General features: G+C 62.5%; 15 protein-coding genes and 1 tRNA gene. 14 read left to right on the forward strand and 2 right to left on the reverse strand.

All coding sequences use genetic code 11. From position 1 onward, the window contains the following. Window positions 1–8: 8 nt before the first annotated feature. Entirely contained in the window at window positions 9–1,175 is a 1,167-nt protein-coding gene (locus PWJ82_RS00550) for a UDP-N-acetylmuramate dehydrogenase (protein WP_274734850.1), read from the forward strand. Here PWJ82_RS00550 and PWJ82_RS00555 read toward each other — a convergent pair. After that, the gene (locus PWJ82_RS00555) at window positions 1,172–2,191 is read right to left on the reverse strand and encodes an adenosine deaminase (protein WP_274734851.1); all 1,020 of its coding nucleotides are present in this window, start codon (window positions 2,189–2,191) and stop codon (window positions 1,172–1,174) included. The genes PWJ82_RS00550 and PWJ82_RS00555 overlap by 4 nt on opposite strands. 65 nt (window positions 2,192–2,256) lie before the next feature. On the opposite strand from PWJ82_RS00555, the gene PWJ82_RS00560 reads away from it, so the two are divergent. After that, complete coding sequence (locus tag PWJ82_RS00560) at window positions 2,257–3,597, forward strand: phosphotransferase (protein WP_274734853.1); 1,341 nt, start codon at window positions 2,257–2,259, stop codon at window positions 3,595–3,597. 217 nt (window positions 3,598–3,814) lie between these two features. Continuing rightward, window positions 3,815–7,603: an alkaline phosphatase gene (phoA, locus tag PWJ82_RS00565; RefSeq protein WP_274734854.1), complete on the forward strand. Its 3,789-nt coding sequence runs from the start codon at window positions 3,815–3,817 to the stop codon at window positions 7,601–7,603. A 90-nt stretch (window positions 7,604–7,693) separates the two neighbouring features. Here phoA and PWJ82_RS00570 read toward each other — a convergent pair whose 3' ends face one another. Further along, entirely contained in the window at window positions 7,694–8,902 is a 1,209-nt protein-coding gene (locus tag PWJ82_RS00570) for a pyridoxal phosphate-dependent aminotransferase (RefSeq protein WP_375712910.1), read from the reverse strand. A gap of 201 nt (window positions 8,903–9,103) precedes the next feature. Here PWJ82_RS00570 and PWJ82_RS00575 point away from each other — a divergent pair. From PWJ82_RS00575 to PWJ82_RS00625, 11 genes are all read left to right on the forward strand, one after another. Beyond that, window positions 9,104–9,176, forward strand: a tRNA-Trp gene (locus PWJ82_RS00575). Between the two features lie 55 nt (window positions 9,177–9,231). Then, entirely contained in the window at window positions 9,232–9,471 is a 240-nt protein-coding gene (gene secE, locus PWJ82_RS00580) for a preprotein translocase subunit SecE (RefSeq protein WP_016443121.1), read from the forward strand. 42 nt (window positions 9,472–9,513) lie between these two features. Then, window positions 9,514–10,389: a transcription termination/antitermination protein NusG gene (gene nusG / locus PWJ82_RS00585; protein WP_274732806.1), complete on the forward strand. Its 876-nt coding sequence runs from the start codon at window positions 9,514–9,516 to the stop codon at window positions 10,387–10,389. 222 nt (window positions 10,390–10,611) lie between these two features. Next, complete coding sequence (rplK, locus tag PWJ82_RS00590) at window positions 10,612–11,046, forward strand: 50S ribosomal protein L11 (protein WP_016443119.1); 435 nt, start codon at window positions 10,612–10,614, stop codon at window positions 11,044–11,046. Window positions 11,047–11,225: 179 nt separating this feature from the next. Next, a complete protein-coding gene (gene rplA / locus PWJ82_RS00595; protein WP_126135016.1) occupies window positions 11,226–11,927 on the forward strand; it encodes a 50S ribosomal protein L1 in 702 nt (233 codons plus the stop codon). A 109-nt stretch (window positions 11,928–12,036) separates the two neighbouring features. Then, entirely contained in the window at window positions 12,037–13,368 is a 1,332-nt protein-coding gene (locus tag PWJ82_RS00600; RefSeq protein ID WP_274734855.1) for a hypothetical protein, read from the forward strand. 257 nt (window positions 13,369–13,625) lie between these two features. Beyond that, window positions 13,626–14,147: a 50S ribosomal protein L10 gene (gene rplJ, locus PWJ82_RS00605; RefSeq protein WP_016443116.1), complete on the forward strand. Its 522-nt coding sequence runs from the start codon at window positions 13,626–13,628 to the stop codon at window positions 14,145–14,147. Between the two features lie 176 nt (window positions 14,148–14,323). Continuing rightward, window positions 14,324–14,713, forward strand: a complete 390-nt coding sequence (gene rplL, locus PWJ82_RS00610) for a 50S ribosomal protein L7/L12 (RefSeq protein WP_016443115.1) — start codon at window positions 14,324–14,326, stop codon at window positions 14,711–14,713. Between the two features lie 354 nt (window positions 14,714–15,067). Further along, window positions 15,068–16,324: a GNAT family N-acetyltransferase gene (locus PWJ82_RS00615; protein WP_274732798.1), complete on the forward strand. Its 1,257-nt coding sequence runs from the start codon at window positions 15,068–15,070 to the stop codon at window positions 16,322–16,324. Window positions 16,325–16,671: 347 nt separating this feature from the next. After that, window positions 16,672–20,169 carry a DNA-directed RNA polymerase subunit beta gene (rpoB, locus tag PWJ82_RS00620; protein ID WP_274732797.1) on the forward strand — a complete coding sequence of 1,166 codons (3,498 nt, stop codon included), beginning with the start codon at window positions 16,672–16,674 and terminating at the stop codon, window positions 20,167–20,169. A 45-nt stretch (window positions 20,170–20,214) separates the two neighbouring features. Further along, window positions 20,215–24,102: a DNA-directed RNA polymerase subunit beta' gene (locus tag PWJ82_RS00625; RefSeq protein WP_126134684.1), complete on the forward strand. Its 3,888-nt coding sequence runs from the start codon at window positions 20,215–20,217 to the stop codon at window positions 24,100–24,102. Window positions 24,103–24,229: the final 127 nt, after the last annotated feature.

Consider the following 24,229-nt stretch of genomic DNA (forward strand, 5'->3'; position numbering starts at 1 on the left):
CTAGAACAATGAGCTGTACTCTTCCCGAACCTCCCGAACCGCATCACGTGAGCGCGCCGGTCCTCTCCACCCGAGCCCGCCGCGGCGCAAGCACCCTCGCTGAACTCACCACCATCGGCGTGGGCGGTACGTTCACCGAACTCGTTGAAGCCACCACCGAAGCCGAGGTGGTGGATACCGTGCGCCGCGCGGACGCGAGCGGCATCCCGCTCCTCATGATCGGGGGCGGCTCGAATATCCTCCCGGCCGATAGCCATTTCGACGGGATTGTGCTGCGCGATATGCGCTCTGGAATTGTGCTGGACTCGCTGGGTAGCTGCGAAGGCGCGAATTTCTCCGTGCTGCCCGGAACTCCGTGGGATGACCTCGTGGTCCACGCGATCTCCCAGGACTGGGGCGGTTTTGAGGCGCTTTCTGGTATCCCCGGGAGTGTTGGGGCGGCGCCGGTGCAGAATATCGGGGCCTACGGGCAGGAAGTGGCGGCCACGCTCGCGCGTCTCAAGGTCTATGACCGGCGCGAAGAACGCATCCGCACCCTGTTTCTTGCGGATATGCGCCTGGGGTATCGCACCTCGATCCTCAAGGAAACCATTGGGGAATACGGGCCTAGCCCGCGCTATATCGTCCTCGAGGTAACCTTCCAAACGAAACTTTCGAATGTGTCCGATCCCATCGGCTACGCCCAGCTGGCTCGCCACCTCGGGGTGGAGCTTGGGGCGCGGGTGCCTTCGGACCGGGTGCGTGAGGCGGTGCTGGACTTGCGCGCCGGCAAAGGTATGGTCCTCAATAACGCCGACCGCGATACCTACTCCTGCGGTTCCTTCTTTACCAACCCGGTGCTCACCACCGCGTACGCGCAGCGACTTCCGCACGATGCCCCGCGGTATGAGGTGCACGACGCCGCGCACGCAACCCTGAGCGGTGGTGTTCCGGTGGTCGATGGGCTGGTCAAAACGTCCGCCGCGTGGTTGATTGAGCACGCCGGGTTCACCCGCGGCTACGGGCACGGCCCGGCGCGGCTCTCCTCCAAGCACACCCTGGCGCTCACCAATGCCGGGGGAGCTACCGGTTCCCAGTTACGCGCCCTCGCCCGGGAAATCCAGGCGGGTGTGAAAGAAGCTTTCGGGGTGGTCCTCCACCCCGAACCGGTGGTGCTTGGCGGCCTCGAGGCCTAGTTATCTGCCTCCAGCCACGCATCAACCTCCGCGAGCCAGGCGCGCTTAGCGGAGGCCGAGGCGAAGGAGGCCCGGATGGAACGCCGGGCCAATTCGGCCAGTTCGGAATCGGAAAAACCCTGCCGGCGCGCAATATCGTACTGGTCGTTGAGGCGGGCCAGGAAGAGTAGCGGGTCATCGGCACCCAGGGCAATGAGCGCCCCGGCATCGAAGAGGGTGCGCAGGGGAACATCCTCATTTTCCCGGAACACTCCGAGCGACACATTTGAGGCGGGGCAGACTTCCAGCGCGATCCCGCGCTCCACAATTTCGGCAATGAGGCGGCGATCCTCGGCGGCCCGTACCCCGTGCCCGAGCCGGTCCGGAGTCAGGTGCGTGATGACTTCGCGCAGATGCTCAGGGCCGAGCAATTCCCCGCCGTGGGGAACTGAACGCAGGCCGGCTCGCCTGGCGATGCGGAAAGCTGCCTCAAATTCCGCGGTGCGCCCGCGCCGCTCATCGTTGGAGAGCCCGAAACCCACGACCTCACCGGGGGCGTCCCCGGCGTAGCGGGCAGCCAGGCGGGCCAGGGTGCGGGCATCAAGGGGATGGCGGGTACGCGAGGCCGCCACGATGATCCCGATATCAACACCGGTATCCCGGGTGGCCGCTTTCGCCTCGTCTAGGACAATTTCGAGGGCCGGGGTAATACCGCCGACGTAAGGTGCGTAGGAGGTCGGGTCGATTTGAATTTCGAGGCGGCGTGATCCTTCCGCCCGGTCGGCTCGAGCTGCTTCGCGTACGATACGCCGCATTGCTTCTTCGGATCGTACGACGGCGCGCGCAGCATCATACGCACGTTGGAATCGGAACCATCCCCGCTGGTCCGCGGGCACCTGCATCGCCACGTTATCGGTCAGGTTCTCGGGCAGGCGCACGCCGGCGCTCCGGGCCATATCCACGAGGCTGGGCACGCTGAGCGAGCCGGTGAAGTGCAGATGCACATGGGCTTTGGGGAGGGCTGCAAGGTCACGCACCCCTCCATCTTCCCACGCCGCGCGCCCGCATTGTGCCACCGGGGTGGATGCGGCACTATTGTTCTATGGCTGCATCTTCGGAAAGTGCTGATTTGGCGCTGCTCACCGGCCCGGACGCCGGGTCGATGCTCGCCACCGCTCTTCCCGCTTGGCAGCTCAGTTCCTGGGCGGTCCACCGCGTCAATCACCGCCCCGGGGCCGGGGTGACGGTCAGCTACACCGTGACCGCCCGCGCGCGTGGAGAAGGCGGGCGTCCCACCGGTAGCCCGCGGGAAAAATACCTCTGTGCCTCCACCGCGCAGCTCTCTCAAACCTTCACCCCGACCCTCGTTCGCCTCACCCACCGGGACACCGCCGTCTGGGTGTGGGAATACCCCAATGATCCAGAGCTTCCCGCCTTGCCGCTGGCCGTCACCCCGAGCCGGATATCGGCATTTTTGGGAGAAAAAGCTGCGGTCGAGCTCAAGAGCTACCGGCCTACCAGGCGCGCCGTCGTCAAAGTCACCACCCGCAGTGGCGGAAGCGTATTCGCGAAGGTGCTGCGCCCGCCCGCCGCGCAATCCCTGGCCAAACGCCATCGCATGCTCGGGGAAGCCGGGGTGCTGGCCCCGCGGGTGGTGCGCGAAGACCCGAGCGGCCTCGTCCTTATCTCTACCCTCCCGGGCGAACCGCTGGCGAATTGGCTGGCACGCGGGCTGGGGGAGCACAGCATCGCGCTTTTCGACACCCTCTGGAATCTCCAAGAAAGCCTGCCGGCCGCGGCCGTCCACCTCACGCACCGCCCGGCCTGGGCGGACCGGGTAGGCCACTACGCGCACGCTGCCGCGGTTGCGCTCCCCGGTATCGCAGCTCGTGCCCACGCGGTAGCCAGCGGGGTGACGCAGATGATGGCCAGCCTCGATCCCGGACCCATCGTGCCCGTGCACGGAGACTTCTACGAAGCCAATATTTTCGTGCAGCGCGGCCCGTCCGCTCCAGCATTCGCGCCCGCTCTCGCACCCGCGCCAGCGTTCGCGCACGCTCCCGCGCCCGCACCCGCGGCCGCGCCTACCGGGTGGATCGCGGGGGTGATTGATGTGGATTCCCTCGGCCCGGGATATCGCGCCGACGACTGGGCCTGCTTGCTCGGGCATATGAGCGTGCTGCCTCACCTGGCTCCGACCGCCTATCCGCACCTGCGTTCCATCCTGGGGCAGTGGTGCGCCCTACTAGAACAGCGTTTACCTGCCGCTCCCGTATACGCGCGGGCTGCCGGAGTGACCCTCTCCCTCGTTGCCGGGGCCGCGCGCACCGACGGCACCCGCTGGGAACACGATGCCCTCGGGAGGCTGCGCGAAGCCGAACACTGGCTCTCACGGGCTCGTTACCTGGCCGGATACGGGGGGAATGCCTACTCGCGCGGATAGCATGCGCGCCCGATGCGCCCGATGCGCCCGCGGGCCGGCGGGCGGCGTCGTCGCCATGACCGTGCCTAGTGCGTGCCTGAATATTCACGCGCGTACCGCGCGCCCACCGCATATCCCACGCACTGTTAACCTCCGCGTTACATTCTGATTGCTTTCTGGTAAATGAATTAAGTGAATCTAGGAGGGCCCACGTTCTGTTAGAAGGGATAAAAGGACAATGGGATCCTCACATTTCACTGCCCGGCGCGCGGTGGCAGCAGCAGCTGTTGCCGCGGTCGGCTTCTCGGCGCTCGCGGGAGGTGCCGCTTCGGCGGAAAACACCACCTACCGCACCGCAAACGGGCCGGAAAACTGCGTAATTTTCGATTCGCAAGGAAACGTTATTCCGCCCAAACCCGGTGATTGCGCGCAATTCGGTAAGGCGGGCCAGGGGCGTTCCAACGCCAAGGCCCGCAACGTTATCCTCATTATTGGTGACGGCATGGGCCAGTCGGAGATTACCGCGGCCCGCAACTACCTCAAGGGCGCCTCGGGGCGTTTTGAAGGTATTGATGAGCTCACCTCTGAAGGCATGTACACGCACCATTCTGTCAATAAGGATGGTTCTTTCAATTACGTGACTGATTCGGCCGCCTCGGGTACCGCCTGGGCCACCGGTACGAAGACGTACAACGGAGCTATCGGCGTGGATCTGGCCGGCAAACCGGTGCAGAACCTCATTGAGCAGGCCAAGAATGCCGGAATGCGTACCGGCAACGTGACCACCTCCGATATTCAAGATGCCACCCCGGCCGTGATGGGTGCGCATTCCACCAGCCGCAGCTACTACGCTCCCTCCGGGAAGTCGAAGCCGGCCAAGGGCGCGGATCTGCGGGAAAACGGCGGGCTCGGCTCCATTTCGGAGCAGATTGTGGATACCCGCGCCGATGTCACCCTGGGTGGCGGTGCGAAGTACTTCGATGCCACGGTGACCACGGCCTCCGGAAACACCAACCCCTTCCTCGAGGGCGCGGCCAAGTACAACACCCAGTGGGAAGCCAATAAGTCGGTTGTTGATAACGCCCGCGCGAACGGTTTCCAGGTGGCAACCACCGCGGATGAACTCGCGGGAATCACCAAGGCAAACCAGGAGTCCCCGGTTCTCGGGCTCTTCGCTCCCTCGAATATGACCACCGCGTACAAGTCCTCCCAGGCGAAGGTGGGCGGGGCCAAGGCCGATCCGCTCACCTGCGAAAAGCAGGATATTGGCACCCAGCCCGAGCTGGTGGATATGACCCGCAAGGCCATCGAGCTGCTCGATGATCCGAGCGCGGAAAAGGGCTTCTTCCTCCAGGTCGAATCCGCCTCCATTGACAAGCGCGATCACGCTTCGGATGCTTGCGGGCAGATCGGGGAAACTGATCGCCTCGACCAGGCCACCAAGGTCGCCCTGGACTTCGCGAAGAAGGACGGTCAGACCCTCGTTATCGTGACCGCGGATCACTCGCATACCGCGCAGATTGTGTCCGACGGCGACGACCACGTGGGCCCCGTGACCCGCCTGACCACCGCCGATGGTTCCCCGATGTCCATCCTCTACGGCACCACTCCGGTGCGTGAGGACGGCACCAATGCCGGTTCCCAGCAGCACACCGGTGCGCAGCTGCGCGTGGCGGCCTACGGCCCCGGCGAAGAAAATGTGCTGGGCCAAACCGACCAAACCGACCTCTTCTACACCATCGGTAATGCGCTGTCGCTCAACGCCGAAGCCTCCACCGCTGCCAGCGATGCCGACCTGGCCAAGCCGGTAGCCGGCGGGGCCAAGATGGCCATCGCCGTGGACGAAAACGGCAAGGTGACCGTGCCGGCCCCCGGTGACTTCGCCCAGTACGGGAAGAACGGCGAGCAGCGTTCGGATGCCAAGGCTAAGAACGTGGTGCTCTTCATCGGTGACGGGATGGGTGATTCGGAAATCACCTCTGCCCGCAACTACCTCTACGGTGCGAACGGGCGCCTGCCCGGTATCGATAACCTCGAGTACACCGGTTCCTACACCCACTTCTCCATTGACCGCGACGGCGCCATTAACTACGTGACCGATTCGGCCGCTTCGGGCACCGCCTGGGCTACCGGTACGAAGACGTACAACGGCGCTATCGGCGTGGACCTGGCGCAAAAGCCCCAGGAGAACCTCCTGGAGAAGGCGAAGCGGGCCGGGCTCAAGACCGGTAATATCACCACCTCCGAAGTGCAGGATGCGACCCCGGCGGTGATGGGTGCCCACGTGACCAGCCGTTCGCATTACGCTCCCTCCGGGAACGCGAAACCGGCCAAGGGCTCGGATCTGCGTGAAAATGGCGGAATGGGTTCGATTTCCGAACAGCTCGTGGATACCCGCGCGGACGTGACGATGGGCGGTGGCGCGAAGTACTTCGACGCCGAAGTCCAGGTGTCCGGTACCTGGGGTGAGACGACGCGGTGGACGGCCGGTAAGTCCGTGCTGGAAAACGCGCGTGATAACGATTTCCAGATTGTGACGACGGCGGAGCAGATGGCTGCCCTGACCGAAGCCAACCAGGATAAGCCGGTTCTCGGCCTCTTCACCCCCGGTAATATGCCGCGCATGTTCAACGAGTCGGTCCCGACTCCGGGTAAACCGGAAAACTACGAGACCTGCACGATCAACCCGAAGCGCACCGCCGATGTTCCCACCCTGGCGGCCATGACCCAAAAGTCCATGGATCTGCTCAAGAACGACACCGGATTCTTCCTCCAGGTGGAAGCCGCCTCGATTGATAAGGCTGATCACGGCGCGGATGCTTGCGGTCAGATTGGTGAGCTGGATGATTTGGATCAGGCCGTTGCGGTGGCGCAGCGCTGGGCCAAGGAGAATGGCGAGCCCACCCTTATCCTCGTGACTGCCGATCACGCTCATACCTCGCAGATCGTGGGGGTGGGAAGCACCACCTCGGGCGTGAACACCATCCTCAAGACGGTGGATGGCGATTATATGCAGATGTCCTACAACACCGCGGCCTCCAATGAGGTGGCGCGCGGCGGCCAGGGCCACACCGGCGCGCAGCTGCGTATCGCGGCCTCGGGTCCGGGCGCAGAAAACGTGATCGGGCGTACCGACCAGACCGACCTCCACTACACCGTGGCGAATGCGCTCGGCCTGGATAAGGAATCGCAGCCGGTTGTCAACCAGTTCGTTAAGGAAGGTGCGAAGCCGGATCCGAGCGTGGAGCCGAGCGTTGATCCCAGTGTTGATCCGACCGTCAATCCGACGCCGGATCCGACCGTGGATCCCACCCCGGATCCCAGCGCTCCGGTAACGCCTTCCGATAACGGAAACACCTTCTACGTCTCCAACAACTGGACGGCCACCGTGGCTCAAGCTGTGTTCAGCTTCGGACGCGCCGGCGACGACGTATTCGTGGGTGACTGGAACGGGGATGGCAAGGATACCTTCGCGGTGCGCCGCGGCAATACCTTCTACGTTTCCGATACGCTCCAGGGTGGCAAGGCGCCCGTTGAATTCTCCTACGGTAAGGCCGGGGACACCGTGCTCGTGGGTGACTGGAATGGCGACGGTAAGGATACCTTCGCGGTCCAGCGCGGCAATACTTTCTACGTAGCGAACTCGCTCAAGAGCGGGGACGCGGATGAAGTTATCAGCTACGGCCGCTACGGGGACACCCCGCTGGTCGGTGACTGGGATGGGGATGGCAAGGATAGCTTCGCGGTGCGCCGCGGCAACGTTATCTTCGTCAAGAACACCATTGTCTCGGGGAACGCCGATACCCAGTTCTCCTACGGTAAAGCCGCCGATGACGTCTTCACTGGAGATTTCGACGGTAATGGCACGGACACCTTCGCGGTGCGCCGCGGCAACGCGCTGCTCGTGAAGAACTCCCTCAATGCGGGACCGGCCGATCTCACGCTCCATTACGGGCGCGTTGCTGACGAACTCTTCGTCGGTGACTGGGACGGTAACGGCACCGACACTCCGGCGGTGCGGCGCTAAATACCAGCGCTAAACTTGCCTGACTAACGGGTAACAACACTGTGGGCCGCGGCGGAAACGTCGCGGCCCACAGTATTGAAAAGAAGGCTGTTAGGCGAAGTACTCGCGCAGTCGCGCCATGCCTTCGGCCAGCTCGACATCGGAGAGCGCGTAGGAGAAGCGCAGGAAGCCGCCTACCCCGAAAGCCTCCCCGGGCACCGCGGCCACATTAATATCGCTGAGAAGCTGATCGGCCAGTTCCAGGGAGCTCGTGGCGCGGCGGGGGCCCGTCCCGCCCAGCAGGCCTGCGACGTCGGCAAAAACATAGAAAGCGCCATCCGGGGGCGCAACGTTCACCCCGTCGATACTGGCCAGTTCGCTGACGATGCGGCTGCGGCGCCGCGCGAAGCCCGCGCGCATCTCCTCAATGCGGTCGCGCGGGCCGGTGAGTGCGGCGATGGTGGCACGCTGCGCCACATTATTGATATTCCCGGTCAGATGCGAATGCACCCGTTTGACCGCGGCGATGACGTCCGAGGGGCCGTAAAGCCAGCCAACCCGCCACCCCGTCATGGCGAAAGACTTCGAGACCCCACCGATAACGAGGGTTTGCTGGGCCAGTTCGGGAACTTCGGCCAGCGGGTAGGCCGTGCGTACCCCGTCGTAAGTGAGGTGTTCGTAAATTTCATCGACCACCAGCCAAATCCCGTGCTCGAGGGCCCAGGCACCGATGGCGCGCACTTCCGCGGCGCTATAGACCGCCCCGGTGGGGTTGGTGGGTGAGCACAGCAGCAGCGCCTTCGTCTTATCGGTGCGGGCCGCTTCGAGCTGCGCCACGCTCACTTTGAAGCCCTGCGCCGGGGGCGCGTACACCTCGGTGACGGTACCGCCGAAGAGCTTAATGACTTCCGGGTAGGTCACCCAGTAGGGGGAGGGGAGGAGCACGTTATCGCCCGGGTCGATAAGCGCCGCCCAGGCTTCAAAGTTCGCTTGCTTGGCGCCGTTAGTAACGACGACGTCGCCCGGGGAAATCCGCACCTTCGCATCGAACGCGACTTTGGCGCAAATCGCCTCGCGCAGTTCCGGCAAGCCATTGGGATCGGAATACTTGTGATTCCGGATATCCCCGGTGGCGGCGGCCGCTGCGGCCACGATATGAGCCGGGGTGGGGAAGTCCGGTTCCCCGGCCCCGAAGGAAATAATGGGGCGGCCGGCCGCCCGCAGCTCACGCTGGCGGGCATCCACCGCGAGAGTGGCGGAGGGTGCAAGTGCTTCCAGGCGCGCAGAAACGCGGCGCGGGGTCTTCGACGTCGGTGTAATACTCACCCTCCCATTAAACACTGTTCTGGATGGAGCTGTGACCTTTCTCCAAGGACAGGGACGGAAGTGGACGTCCGGAGCGTTATCGACTATGCTATTCCGGGTATGACGGCCTTACGGTCGTGATGCACCAACGTCCACCTGGCGGCCGGCGCTCGCGGAGCGTTCCGGTTTCAGGCATAATGGTGGAGTTGCCAACCTAGGGTAGTGGCGCAATTGGTAGCGCATCGGTCTCCAAAACCGGCGGTTGGGGGTTCGAGTCCCTCCTACCCTGCTCCTGCCCCGCCAATACTGACGGGGCATTGTTACGACGAGGAAAAGGACGCACTGTGAAGGAAGTTGCAGCATCCAAGTCCTCCAAGGGCGCTGCGGAGAAGAAGGGTTTCTTTGCCCGGCTCGCGCAGTTCTTCCACGAAATCTTCGGTGAATTGAAGCGCGTCCAGCGCCCCTCCCGGGAGGAACTGGGGCAGCTGTTCACCACGGTGGTGCTCTTCATTCTCGCCGTGATGGTCTTTATCGGAATCTTCGATCTTATTTTCGGTCGCGCCACCGTCTGGATCTTCGGGTAGGTCCAGAACCAGGGCCGGCCCCAAGAACAGTGAGGGAACAGCGTGTCTGAGAACGTTACCGAACACGGCGATCTTTTTATGGAACCGGGTGCCACCGTGCCTGCTGCGGAGGCTGCTCCCAGCGCGGATTCCCTCACCGATACCACCACCTCGGAAGCTGTAGCCGCGGAAGAAACCGCCGGTGCCACTCTTGAAGAAGCTCCCGGAGCCGCCGCGGAAACTGACGAGTCCTCCGAAACCGAGGCCCCTGCACCCGCCGCGGATGCCGCTCCCCGTTCTTCCAAGAAGGACAAGAAGAAGGACGGCATCGTCACCGAAGAAGAGGTGCGAGCCAAGCTCAAGGGCCTGGAAGGCCGCTGGTACGTGCTCCATACGTACTCCGGTTACGAAAAGCGCGTCAAGCAGGACTTGGAAGTCCGTCTCGTCTCCATGAACATGGAGGACTACATCTTCCAGATCGAAGTCCCCATGGAAGAAGTCTTCGAAGTGCGCCGCGGGCAGCGCAAGCTCGTGTCCCGAGTGCGCATGCCCGGTTACGTGCTTATTCGCATGAATCTCACCGATGATTCCTGGCGCGTGGTGCAGTCCACCAACGGCGTCACCGGATTCGTGGGCAATGGTCGTACCCCGGTGGCCCTCACCTTTGATGAGGTTGTCACCATGCTGACTCCCGTGGTGGAAGCCGCCGCGGCGGACGAAGCGCGCGCGGCGGGCCTGCCCACCGGCGCGGCCCCGGAAACCATCGCTCCCTTCGAGGTGGGCGATCCGGTTACCCTCACCGCCGAACCGTGGGCCGGGATGCCGGCCACCGTTTCGGAGATCGACGCCGAAAACCAGCGCCTCACCGTTATGATGACCCTCGTCGGCCAGGAAACCCCGGTGGAGCTCTCCTTCGCCCAGGTGCGCAAGGAAGACTAACGCCCTCCTGGCCGCTGCGCCGTCGTCGTACTTTTATACTCGTGAGTGCGTATAGGCGTGCCCGTTTTGAGAAAACCTGCACGTATCGCGCGTCATTTTGCATAAGCTCCGCGGTGTGTCTCACACGGGCGGGGCTTTGTGCATCGCTCACTTTCCCGTAATATAGATAGGCGTGCCGTCGCTAGCCATTGCGACGGCTGTTCAATGAGAAAAGGACCAGATATGGCACCGAAGAAGAAGGTTGCAGGCTTCATTAAGCTACAGATTCCTGCCGGCCAGGCCACCCCGGCCCCGCCGGTTGGTCCGGCTCTCGGTCAGCACGGCGTGAACATTGTTGAGTTCACGAAGGCGTACAACGCCGCGACCGAATCCCAGCGCGGAAACATCGTCCCGGTGGAAATCACCGTCTACGAGGACCGCACATTTGATTTCGTTCTCAAGACCCCGCCGGCGGCGCAGCTCATTAAGAAGGCTGCCGGGGTGCAGAAGGGTTCTCCCACTCCGCACACCCAGAAGGTTGGGCACCTCACGGCTGACCAGCTTCGCGAAATCGCGAAGATCAAGGAGCCGGATCTCAATGCGAATGACATTGATAACGCCGCCCGCATCATTGCCGGCACCGCCCGCTCTATGGGCATCACCTCGGACGCTATCTAAATAGATAGCTGAGTTGTTGGCGGGGCGGCGCCGTCGTTCCACCACGAACCGAGATCACAACTTAACCGGACCTGAGAGCATCGAGCAACCGCGCTCTCAGCGTCTGCAGGTTCCCGCGCGGAACCGTGGAAGGGCCACGCAGGCTCGTTGACCACACCTGCACTAAAGGAGAAGCAGAAATGGCAAAGCGCTCGAAGGCATACCGCGCCGCAGCAGAAAAGATTGCGGACGGCGTGCTCTACACCCCCGCGGAGGCAATGCGCCTCGCGAAGGAAACGTCGGTGACGAAGTTTGACGCAACCGTTGAGGTTGTGTTCCGTCTCGGCGTGGATCCGCGTAAGGCGGATCAGATGGTTCGCGGTACCGTGAGCCTGCCCAATGGCACCGGCAAGACCGCCCGGGTGATCGTCTTCGCCCAGGGCGAGCGGGCCCAGCAGGCGATCGAAGCTGGCGCGGACGAAGTTGGCAGCGACGAACTCATTGAACGCGTTGCCGGCGGCTGGACCGATTTCGATTCGGCTGTGGCCACCCCGGATATGATGGGCAAGGTCGGTCGCCTCGGCCGCGTGCTCGGCCCCCGTGGTCTCATGCCGAACCCCAAGACCGGCACCGTTACCATGGACGTGGCGAAGGCTGTCAGCGATATTAAGGGCGGCCGTATCGAATTCCGCGTGGACAAGAACTCCAACTTGCCCTTCATCATCGGCAACACTTCCTTCACCGAGCAGCAGCTCCTGGAGAACTACGCTGCCGCTTACGAAGAGATCATGCGTCTCAAGCCGTCCTCCTCGAAGGGCCGCTACATTCTCAAGGCCACCGTGTCCACCACGATGGGCCCGGGTATTCCGATTGACGCTGCCAAGACTCGCGCCGAAGCCTAAGGTAGAGCTGCGGGCTCGGCAGTAATGCTGTATCGCGAAAGGCGGGGATCCTCAGGGGTCTCCGCCTTTCGCGTTTTTTCTTGTCGTAACCGTGCTTTAGGCTAGATCCGTGACTTCCCATCCGCATGTACGTGACACATTGCTCGCCTGCCTCCTCATGGCGCTCTGCCTGGGGTGGGCGGCCTGGGCCTTCGCGCACAACCCGTCCATCAATCCCGTGGGGGAGTGGACCTACCTGGACTACTCCCTCAAAGCCTCCCACGGCAGCATTCCCGCTCCCGGGGATGTGATGGCCCCGCAGGCACGTCAAGCTTGGGCCTGTCACGCCCCGGCGGGCACGGCCATCACCCCGCCTCCCTGCGCGGCATGGGATCAGGTGGCCCCCGCGGAGTGGCCCTATCGTGCGGAAAACTACAATGCTTTCCACCCGCCGCTGTATTTTTTGGTCGACGGCGCCATCGCACGCCTGGCCGGTATGGCGGGACTGAGCTTTCTCACGGGGGCGCGCCTGGGTTCGGCCGTGCTGGTGGCTGTCGGCGTGGGGCTCTTCTATGCCGCACTGCGCGCGTGGCGGTTGAGCCCGGCGGTGTCCTTCGCCGCGGCGCTTTTCTTCCTGGCGGTGCCCTCGGTGGCGGCAAGTGCCACCATGGTGCATAACGATGCCGTTGGTCCGCTGGCCGGTGCGGCCGCGGTCTGGCTGAGCGCGCGCATCGTGGTGGGGAAAAAGACCGGCTGGGTGCTGCCCGCGCTTATAACCGCAGCTATTTGCCTTTCCCGAGTCATTTCCGTTACCGGAATTCTGGCCGTGCTGGTACCTGTCGCGCTTGCTATCTGCTGGCCGCGAGTGGCCGGATTCGGGCGCACGGAGCGGCGGCCCCTCGCGGTGTTGCTCGGTACTCAGATCCTCACGGTGGCGGCCTGCTACCTGGGCTGGGATGCAATCCAGGGCGCTCGAACCCCGGAGGGGTATGTGCCCGCTATTAACGCGATTTCCACCTCCCCGGTCAGTGAAGCTAGCACCGGAACCTTGCTTCTCAGCCTCCTCAACCCCTATGGCCTGACTAATCCCGGAGCGAAGTATCACTTCTCCCCGGAGCTCATCTCCACTCCCACCCAAATCTGGGGGACGGCTGCCTACCTGATATTGCTGGCTGGCCCGTTGCTTGCCCTGGTGCTGGGGTTGCGCTCGGTGCGCGGGCGGGTTCTCGGGCTTTCGGGCGCTACCGGGCCCCTCATCGTCGGAGTGGTGGTCCAGGTGCGGGAAATTATCAACGGCGGCCTGTATTTCCGTTCCATTCCGCGCCGCTACGGAATCGCCAATGTGGCTGGGGCGCTAGCCGCCATCGCCCACCTCGCTGACCGGCCTATCTGGCGCGGTGTGCTCATGGGTGCGGGGGCGCTGGGTTACCTGTGTATGCTCGCTGGGCCGGTATGGGCCTAGCTGCGCCGTCATACCTCCCGGCTGCGCCCGTGAGGCAAGCCACGCTACTCGGCCTTGGCGTGGCCGCGCGAAAACGATAGACTAGCCGATGCCAAAGACCGCAGGTTCCAACGGGATCAAACTCGCACCGCGAGGCCAGCGCAGGTAAGAACAGAGCTGAATGTTGCCGTGCTCACGGCAGGTCATCCAAGCCCCGTGCCTTACCGCGCGGGGCTTTTTCGTTGCCGATCCTGCGGGTAAGACCGGAAGGAGGCCCCATGGCACGGACCGATAAGTCTGCAGCGATTGCGGAACTCAAGGAGCTCTTCGAGAACTCCACCGCTGTGCTGTTTACTGAGTACCGTGGCCTGACGGTCGGCCAGATGAAAGATCTGCGCCGGTCGTTCCAGGGTGGAGCTGTCTACAAGGTCGCCAAGAACACTCTTCTTGACATCGCCGCGAAGCAGGCCGGAATCGAGGTAGCGGAGGGGACCTTCCAGGGTCCGACCGCCGTTGCTTTCGTTACCGGTGAAGCTCCGGAAGCCGCGAAGGCTCTCAAGACCTTCGCCAAGGAGAACGAAGCCCTTATCCTCAAGGGCGGCGTGATGGACGGCGCTCAGCTGTCCGCAGACGACGTCAAGCAGCTCGCGGAACTCGAATCCCGCGAAGTCCTGCTGGCCAAGTCCGCCGGTGTTCTCAAGGCGCTCATGTACCAGGCAGCGTACGTACTCAACGCGCCGGCCACCAAGGCCGTTCGCACCATCGACGCCTTGCGCGCCAAGCAGGAAGCGGCTGCGTAGCCGCTTCCACCTCGAGATATTACGGATATCGGATATCACGAATATCTCGGAGTTTTCGCGGCTCGGCATACGCGTCGCGGAGCGGCCCTCAGCCGCGCACCCAGTTAGATCTGCCGGCCAGGTAAGTCTGCCGGCCAGATAGAGATCTGCTCGCTAGAGCGGAAAGGAAGGCCATCATGGCTAAGCTCTCGACCGAAGAGCTCATTGCAGCTTTCAAGGAGCTCACCCTCGTTGAGCTCAACGATTTCGTCAAGGCGTTCGAAGAGGAATTCGACGTTGAAGCCGCGGCTCCCGTTGCCGCCGTTGCCGCTCCGGCCGCTGCCGGTGGCGACGCCGGTGCCGCCGCCGAAGAAAAGTCCGACTTCGATGTTGTCCTCGAAGCCGCTGGCGACAAGAAGGTTGCGGTCATCAAGGAAGTCCGCGCCCTCACCTCCCTCGGCCTCAAGGAAGCCAAGGACCTCGTGGACTCGGCCCCCAAGGCCGTCCTCGAAGGTGTGGACAAGGATACCGCCGACAAGGCCAAGGAAGCCCTCGAGGGCGCCGGCGCCACCGTTACCCTCAAGTAACACGGCACGCCGAGTCATTCGGCTTATCGGCTGAGCAATCAGCCGGCGGGGCGCGAGCTTTGTGCTCGCGCCCCCGTTTTACAAGCGGATACGCCCCGGCGTATCCGCTTGTTTGTGTATGCGCTCTCACGTGAAGTTTCTCGACATCGCGGAGAGCGCGGCCTGCCCACTCACAAAGTGCAACGGCAACTACGTTAAGAAATTGTTTTGATGTCGTGGGGTTGCATCCTGTGGGCCCCGCTGTTGTGGGGTTGCATCCTGTGGGGTGTGGTGTTGTGGTGTTGCATCCTGTAGGCCCGGCGGCCGCGCCCGCGGCTAGCCCTTCGAAGAAAGCTCTCGACTACACTGGCACGGGTGAGCCTGGAAACAGATCCGGGTACTAGGTCGCGTACTAGGCCGGATACGAAGCCGGATACGAAGCCGGATACGAAGCCAGATACGAAGCCCGATCCGAAACTTGATCTGAAGCCGGGTGCGAGCCTGAAGAAGACAACGAAGACTAACGCGAAGACGAACGTGAAAATGACGCAGGAAACGACGACGAATCACAACCCCGAATCACGCCCAAACCAGAGCTCAATGCAGAACCCAATGCAGAGCTCAACGCAGAACCCAATGCAGAGCTCAACGCAGAACCCAATGCAGAACCCTACGCAGAGCTCGAAAAACAGCTCGAACCCGAGTTCGAGTGCAGCCCTGAGCTGGCGTCCGCTCACCCCGGGTGATATCCCTGCCTGGGCCGCACTGGGCGCGGCGGATCCTTCGCTGCTCCATTCGGACACCGAGCGCGATCTGCGCGATTTCCTCTCCAATCCGGAGGTTGATCCGGCCACCGAAACCCTCGCGCTCTACCGCGGGGAGCACCTCCTTGCCGGCGCTACGGTGTCCATTATGGGCGACGTCGACCAAGATGATGACTTGGATATTTATATCGGTTATGCCTGCCCGGACCTCACGTACCTCCCGGAGCTTCTCAGCCGGTGCGAGGAACTTGCCACCGGGCTTGCCGAGCGCTCCGAAATTCGCTATTCCGGACTGTCGGTGCAGGTGGCGCGTGACGATGACGCATCGGAAACGAACGCGGCGCTGGGGGAGCTCGGCTATCACCCCACCCGTAAGTACGAGGTAATGCGCCGCCCGGCCGCCGAACTTCCTGCCACTCACATAGCTGGAGTTAGCTTCCGCGCCCCCACGCTTGCCGACGAAGAACCGCTGCGCCTCGCCCATGCCGAAGCTTTCCATGACCATTACGGGCGTTATGATTACGACGCCGCATCCTGGCACTCCTTCCTCACCGGGTGGCGCATGCGTCTGGACTGCTCAGTCGTGGCGCACAGCGAAGAAACCGGTGCTGTGGTGGGCTATGCGCTGGCGAATGACTACGGCACGGAGCTGTACATCGAATACCTCGGATCTTTGCGCGCGGTGCGCGGGCGCGGAGTGGGTGGCCAGCTCGTGGATCGTGTTATTACGAACGCGGCGCGGGCCGGGTATGCCACCGTCGGATTGGACGTGGATACCCATAGCTCCACCGGAGCCGGCCGACTCTACGTTGCGCACGGTTTCGAAGGATACTGCGCTGAAGTGACCCTGGAAAAACGCTTGCGTTAGCGGAAAGTGACCACGCGGGGCCGCGGCGTCGTCGTGCTGGTGGAGGGGTGCGTTGAGCTGCCTCGACGCGCCCGCACTTGCATGTACGCCATTCTTGTGCGAAAGTACTTTCGGACGATGAAGTTCGGATGAGATACCGGTACCACCGCGCGCTGGTATCCCTATATGTGACCCCTCGCATAGGCCGGGGGCCTTGGTTCTTGCCGTTAAAACGTGTAGTGTAGAAACTTGCGTTGACACTCCTATGCCCTTGATCACCTCCGCAGCGCTTTTTGGCGTGATATCGCGGTTTTCGGTGAGGGTGACTGGATTGTCCTTCTGCCAGATTCGTCAGGGAAGGATCCACTTTGGCTGCTTCGCGCACATACTCGCTCGCTGCATCTAACGGCAAGCCGGTTGTTGACCGCGTATCTTTCGCGAAAATCCATGAACCACTGCAAGTGCCGAATTTGCTCGGCCTCCAGACCGATAGCTTCGGGTGGCTGATCGGCTCGGATAAATGGGTCGCGGAAAACCCCGGTGCTCAGTCCGGGCTCGAAGAAATCTTCGAAGAAATTTCTCCGATCGAAAACGCCGCGCAAACCATGGGCCTGGTGCTCTCCGCCCCGCATCTCGAGGAACCGAAGTATTCCATCCTCGAATGCCGCGAACGTGATCTCACCTATTCGGCGCCCCTGTACGTCACCGCGGAATTCCAGAACTACGAAACGGGTGAAATCAAGTCGCAGACCACCTTCATTGGTGATTTCCCGCTCATGACGGACCGCGGCACCTTCATCGTTAACGGTACCGAGCGCGTGGTTGTGTCCCAGCTGGTGCGTTCTCCGGGTGTGTACTTCGAACGCACCGCGGATAAGACCTCCGATAAGGACATTTACAACACCAAGGTCATCCCCTCGCGCGGCGCCTGGCTCGAATTCGAAATCGACAAGCGTGACGCGGTGGGCGTGCGTGTGGATCGCAAGCGTAAGCAGTCGGTCACTGTATTCCTCAAGGCCCTGGGCATGACGGAATCGGAAATTCGCGAAACCTTCTCCGAATTCCCCATCCTCATCGACACCCTGGAAAAGGACACCGTCCACAACCAGGAAGAAGCCCTCCAGGATCTGTACCGCAAGCTCCGCCCGGGTGAACCGCCCACGGCGGAAGCGGGCCGCACCCTGCTCAATAACTTCTACTTCAACCCCAAGCGCTATGACACCGCGAAGGTGGGGCGCTACAAGATCAATAAGAAGCTGGGCCTGCCGGAAGATAACACCGCCCGCCAGCTCACGCTCACGGATATCACCGCCGCGCTGCGCTACCTCCTCGCCCTCCACCAGGGCATGGACCGCATGGGGGAGGATGGCGAATTCCCGACCATCCTCTGCGCCGAAGGCGCTACCCCGGTGCGCGTGAGCACCGACGATATCGACAACTTCTCCAACCGGCGCGTGCGCGCTGTTGGTGAGCTCATCCAAAACCAGGTGCGCACCGGTTTGGCGCGCCTGGATCGGATGGTGCGCGAACGCATGACCACTCAGGAAGTGGAAGCGATTACGCCCTCCTCGCTCATCAACATCCGCCCGATCGTCGCCGCGATTAAGGAATTCTTCGGAACATCCCAGCTCTCGCAGTTCATGGATCAGAACAACCCGCTTGCGGGCCTGACCCACAAGCGCCGCCTGTCGGCCCTGGGCCCGGGCGGTCTGTCCCGTGATCGTGCCGGCATGGAAGTGCGCGACGTGCACCCCTCGCACTACGGGCGCATGTGCCCCATCGAAACGCCGGAAGGTCCGAACATCGGCCTTATCGGTTCGCTGGCATCCTTCGCGCAGATCAATTCTTTCGGCTTCATCGAAACGCCCTACCGGCGCGTGGTCGATGGTCGGGTCACGAATGAGATCGATTATCTCCAGGCCGGCGACGAAGATAACCACAATATCGCCCAGGCCGAAGCACCTATTGATGCGGACGGCCACTTCCTGGAAGAAGAAGCGCTCGTGCGCGTTCCGGGTGGCGAGCCGGCTCTCGTTCCGGTAGACGAAATTGATTACATGGACGTGTCCGCGCGCCAGATGGTTTCCATCGGTACCGGCATGATTCCCTTCCTCGAGCACGACGACGCCAACCGCGCCCTTATGGGTGCGAATATGCAGCGCCAGGCTGTGCCGCTGATCCGCCCGGTTTCCCCGTACGTGGGTACCGGCTGGGAGATGCGCTGCGCGGTTGATTCCGGTGACGTGACGGTGGCTGCGGCCCCCGGCGTGGTCACCGAAGTGGACGCCGATGCCGTGCACGTCGAGCAGGACGACGGGCGCCATGTCATCTACAAGATGTCCAAGTTTGAGCGTTCCAACCCCGGTAACTGCATCAACCAGCGCGTGGTGGTCTCCGCCGGGGATCGCCTGGAGGCGGGCACTCTTATTGCCGACGGCGCAGCTACCGAAGGTGGCGAACTCGCGCTGGGGCAGAACTTGCTCGTGGCTTTCATGTCCTGGAATGGCTACAACTACGAAGACGCCATCATCCTCTCCGAGCGCTGCGTGCGCGATGACCTCCTCACCTCGATTCACATCGAGGAACACGAGGTTGATGCGCGCGATACCAAGCTCGGCCCCGAGGAAATCACTCGCGATATCCCCAATGTGTCCGAGGAAATGCTCTCGCATCTCGATGACCACGGGATTATTCGTATCGGTGCGGAAGTGCGCGCCGGCGATATTATCGTGGGCAAGATTACCCCCAAGGGTGAAACGGAGCTCACCAGCGAAGAGCGCCTGCTGCGCGCCATCTTCGGGGAAAAGGCCAAGGAAGTTCGCGATACCTCGCTGCGCGTCCCGCACGGCGAATCCGGCATCGTTATCGATATCCGCCAGTTCGACAAGGAAAATAACGACGAACTTCCCTCGGATGTCAACGAAACCGTTCGCGTTTACATTGCCCAGCGCCGCAAGATCACGGTGGGCGATAAGATGGCCGGCCGCCACGGAAATAAGGGCGTTATCTCCCGCATTCTTCCGGTGGAAGATATGCCCTTCATGGAAGATGGCACCCCGGTTGATATCATCCTCAACCCGCTGGGCGTTCCCGGCCGCATGAACCTCGGTCAGGTTTACGAATTGCACCTGGGTTGGGTGGCTTCCCGCGGTTGGGATGCCAGCGCCGCCCGCGAAGCGGGTGAAGAATGGGCCCTGCGCCTTCCGGAAGATACCGTCAAGGCCGCCCCGGGCACCCGGGTTGCCACTCCGGTATTCGACGGTCTGCAGGCCGATGAGCTGGATGGACTGCTGCAGTCCACCCTGCCCGATGCGGAAGGTCACACCCTGGTCAATCGCTTCGGCAAGGCTCGCCTTTTCGATGGGCGTACCGGCGATCCCTTCCCGGATCCGGTCTCGGTTGGCTACATGTACATGCTCAAGCTGCATCACCTTGTGGATGATAAGATCCACGCCCGTTCCACGGGGCCGTACTCGATGGTGACCCAGCAGCCGCTTGGTGGTAAGGCACAATTCGGTGGCCAGCGCTTCGGTGAAATGGAAGTGTGGGCCCTGGAAGCTTACGGTGCCGCGCATACCCTGCAGGAAATGCTCACGATCAAGTCCGACGACACCGTGGGCCGCGTCAAGGTGTACGAAGCCATCGTCAAGGGCGATAACGTCCCCGAAGCTGGTATTCCGGAATCCTTCAAGGTTCTCATGCAGGAAATGCGGTCGCTGTGCCTGAACGTGGCAGCTCTTGACGCCTCCGGGCAGGTCATTGACCTCCAGGATGCGGAAGAAGATCGTATGCGCGCTGCGGCCGGCCCGGAGGAGCCCGTGCTGCAGACCGGTCTGGAGGATCTGTCCACCGGAGCCGACTTCTAAACTCTCAAATCTTCTTAGTGGCGCACAACATCGGAAGTAGGAATCTTGCTCGACGTTAATCGTTTTGACCAGCTCCACATTGGTCTGGCAACCTCGGATGATATCCGTGCCTGGTCGCACGGTGAGGTGAAGAAGCCGGAAACTATCAACTACCGCACCCTCAAGCCGGAAAAGGACGGCCTGTTCGGTGAACAGATCTTCGGGCCCACCCGTGATTGGGAATGTGCCTGCGGTAAGTACAAGCGGCCGCGGTTCAAGGGTATTGTCTGCGAACGCTGCGGCGTGGAAGTCACCCGCTCGAAGGTGCGGCGCGAACGGATGGGCCATATTGAGCTCGCCGCTCCCGTCACCCATATTTGGTACTTCAAGGGCGTGCCTTCGCGCCTGGGCTACCTCCTGGACGTGGCCCCCAAGGACCTCGAAAAGGTCATCTACTTTGCCGCCTATATGGTGACCGAAGTTGATGAAGAGGCGCGCCGCGCGGATATGCCCACCCTCCAGTCTGAATACGAACTGGAGCGCCGCGCCCTGGAAAAGAACCGGGATGTCACCCTCGAAACCCGCCAGCAGGAGCTCGAAAAGGAGCTCGCGCAGGCGGAAGAAGATGGTGCCACCGATTCCCAGAAGCAGAAGATCAAGCGCCAGGCTGATAACGATCTCGCTAAGATCCGGAAGAATACGGATCGTGAACTCGAGCGCCTGGAAACCATGTGGGATCGCTTCACCAAGCTCAAGGTGGGGGATCTGGAAGGCGACGAAGATCTCTACCGGGAAATGGACGCGCACTACGGCGACTACTTCAAGGCCGCGCGCGGTGCGGAAGCGATCCAGGCTCGGCTGCGCTCTTTCGACCTGCAGGCCGAACACGACCGCCTCGTTGAGATCATCGAATCGGGTACCGCTCAGCGCAAGGCTCGCGCCCTCAAGCGCATCAAGGTGGTTAACGCTTTCCTGCACTCGGATACCAAGCCCGAATCGATGGTGCTTGATGCGCTGCCGGTGATCCCGCCGGATCTGCGCCCCATGGTGCAGCTGGATGGTGGCCGTTTCGCGACCTCCGATCTCAACGACCTCTACCGCCGTGTGATCAACCGGAATAACCGCCTCAAGCGCATGCTTGACCTGGGGGCTCCGGAGATCATGGTCAATAACGAAAAGCGCATGCTCCAGGAATCCGTGGACGCGCTCTTCGATAACGGCCGGCGCGGGCGCCCGGTGCAGGGTGCCGGCAACCGTCCTCTCAAGTCGCTCTCCGATATGCTCAAGGGCAAGCAGGGCCGCTTCCGCCAGAACCTCCTGGGTAAGCGCGTGGATTACTCGGGCCGCTCCGTGATCGTGGTGGGCCCGACCATGAAGCTGCACCAGTGCGGGCTGCCGCGCGTCATGGCTCTCGAGCTCTTCAAGCCCTTCGTGCAAAAGCGCCTCGTGGACCTGGAAATCGCCAAGAATATCAAGGCATCCAAGCGTTTTATCGACCGCCAGCGCCCCGAGGTGTGGGACGTCCTCGAAGAGGTTATGCGCGAACACCCGGTGCTCCTCAACCGCGCCCCAACCCTGCACCGCCTGGGTATTCAGGCGTTTGAGCCGCTCATGATTGAAGGCAAGGCTATCCGCCTGCACCCGCTGGTGTGCTCCGCTTTCAACGCGGACTTCGACGGCGACCAGATGGCTGTACACCTCCCGCTCTCCGTGGAGGCCCAGGCCGAGGCCCGCATCCTCATGCTCTCCTCGAATAACATCCTCAAGCCTTCTGATGGGCGCCCCGTGACCATGCCTTCGCAGGACATGGTGATCGGGCTGTTCTACCTGACATCTCAGGTCGACGGCGCCACCGGGGAAGGCCGCTCCTTCACCTCCATTGATGAAGCGCGGATGGCCTATGACATGGGCAGTCTCGATCTCAATGCCAAGGTTAAGATCCGTTTCGAAGCGGATGTTGTTCCCCCGCGCGGCTGGAAGGCTCCGGAGAACTTCGAAGAAGGGGACCGGCTGCTGCTGGAAACCACCCTGGGCCGCGCGATCTTCAATGATTCGCTCCCTGTGGACTTCCCCTACGTCAACGAGACGGTCGACAAGAAGGTGCTGGGCGGCATCGTCAATCGGCTGGCCGAACGCTACGAAAAGGTCTACGTAGCCGCCTCGCTGGACGCCCTGAAGTCCGCCGGTTTCTACTGGGCCGGGCGCTCCGGCGCCACCATTGCGGTATCGGACGTCGTCGTACCCGAATCGAAGCCGGAAATTTTGGCGGAAGCCGAAAAGAAGGCCGCGGTTATCGAAAACCAGTTCCTCACCGGTCGTATCGAGGACGAGGATCGCCGTCGCGACCTCGTGGATCTCTGGTCCGAAGTCACGGACGCGATCGCCGTGGAGATGCGCGAAAACTTCACCGCGGATAACACCGTGAACCGCATGGTGTCTTCCGGGGCGCGCGGTAACTGGGAACAGGTTCGTCAGATTGCCGGTATGCGCGGTCTGGTTGCTGACCCGAAGGGCGCGATTATTCCCCGCCCGATTACCTCGAATTACCGCGAGGGCCTCTCGGTTCTCGAATACTTCGTGGCGACCCACGGTGCCCGCAAGGGCCTGGCGGATACCGCGTTGCGTACGGCCGACTCCGGGTACCTTACCCGCCGTCTCGTGGACGTGGCGCAGGATGTTATCGTGCGCGAATCCGATTGCGGGACCAGTCGCGGCCTGCTGAAGACCATCGCAGAAAAGGGCGCGGACGGCACTCTCGTTCCCGATCCGCAGCTGGATACCTCGGTGTACGCTCGCACGCTGGCCAAGGATGTAGTTTCCGACGACGGCGAAGTGCTGGCGGCGGCCGGAACCGATCTGGGCGATGCGATTATCGAGCACCTCATCGAGAACGGTGTCACTCAGGTATCGGTGCGTTCGGTGCTGACCTGCCAGTCGCGTACCGGCACCTGCGCCAAGTGCTACGGCCGCTCCATGGCCACCGGCAAGCTCGTGGATATTGGCGAGGCCGTGGGTATCGTGGCCGCTCAGTCCATTGGTGAACCGGGTACCCAGCTGACGATGCGTACCTTCCACACCGGTGGTTCGGCCTCTGCGGACGACATCACCCAGGGTCTTCCCCGTGTGCAGGAACTCTTCGAAGCCCGTACCCCGAAGGGTGAGGCACCGATCGCGGAAGCGGCCGGGCACCTCCAGATCGAGGACGGGGAACGCGTGCGTCGCCTCATTATTCAGCGCGACGACGGCGAAGAGGACCTTGTCTACCAGGTCGCCAAGCGAGCCAAGCTCTTCGTTCCCGAAGGTGGCCACGTCAATGTGGGCCAGCAGCTCGTGGAAGGCAGTGTCGATCCCAAGAAGGTGCTGCGTATTTCCGGGCGTCGGGTGGCTCAGGAACATATCGTTTCCGAAGTGCAGGCCGTGTACCGCTCCCAGGGCGTGGAAATCCACGATAAGCACATTGAGGTTATTGTGCGCCAGATGCTGCGCCGTATTACCGTGCTGGAAGCGGGAACCACGAAACTGCTGCCGGGCGAATTGGTGGACGTGGCGCGCTTTGAAGATGAGAACCGCGCGGCGATGGCCGAAGGCGGCAAGCCCGCCTCCGGGCGCCCGGAGCTCATGGGTATTACCAAGGCCTCCCTGGCTACGGATTCCTGGCTCTCGGCGGCCTCCTTCCAGGAGACCACCCGCGTCCTCACCGAGGCCGCGCTCAATTCCAAGTCCGACCCGCTCGAGGGTCTGAAGGAAAACGTTATCCTCGGTAAGCTCATCCCGGCCGGTACCGGCCTGGAGACGATGCGCTCGGCCAAGATCGAACCGACTGCCGAAGCTCGGGTGGAGTTCGAAAAGAACAACGGCTTTGCCGCCACCGATTTCGACATGTTCGATGACACCTTCCCGTATACCGACTTCCAAGAGTTCGATCTCGGAGCCGGCTACGGAATGTTCTCCTAAACAAGTTCTCCGGTAGCGGGGGAGTTCCCAGCGGGGGGGGGGGGGGGGGGGGGGGGCGCGGCCCCCCCCCCCCCCCCCGGCGCCGGGCTAGAGAATTTCGGCATGGTCATTACCGCAACTAGCACGC

Source organism: Actinotignum schaalii (assembly GCF_028864145.1).
Classification (GTDB): Bacteria; Actinomycetota; Actinomycetes; order Actinomycetales; family Actinomycetaceae; genus Actinotignum; species Actinotignum schaalii_B.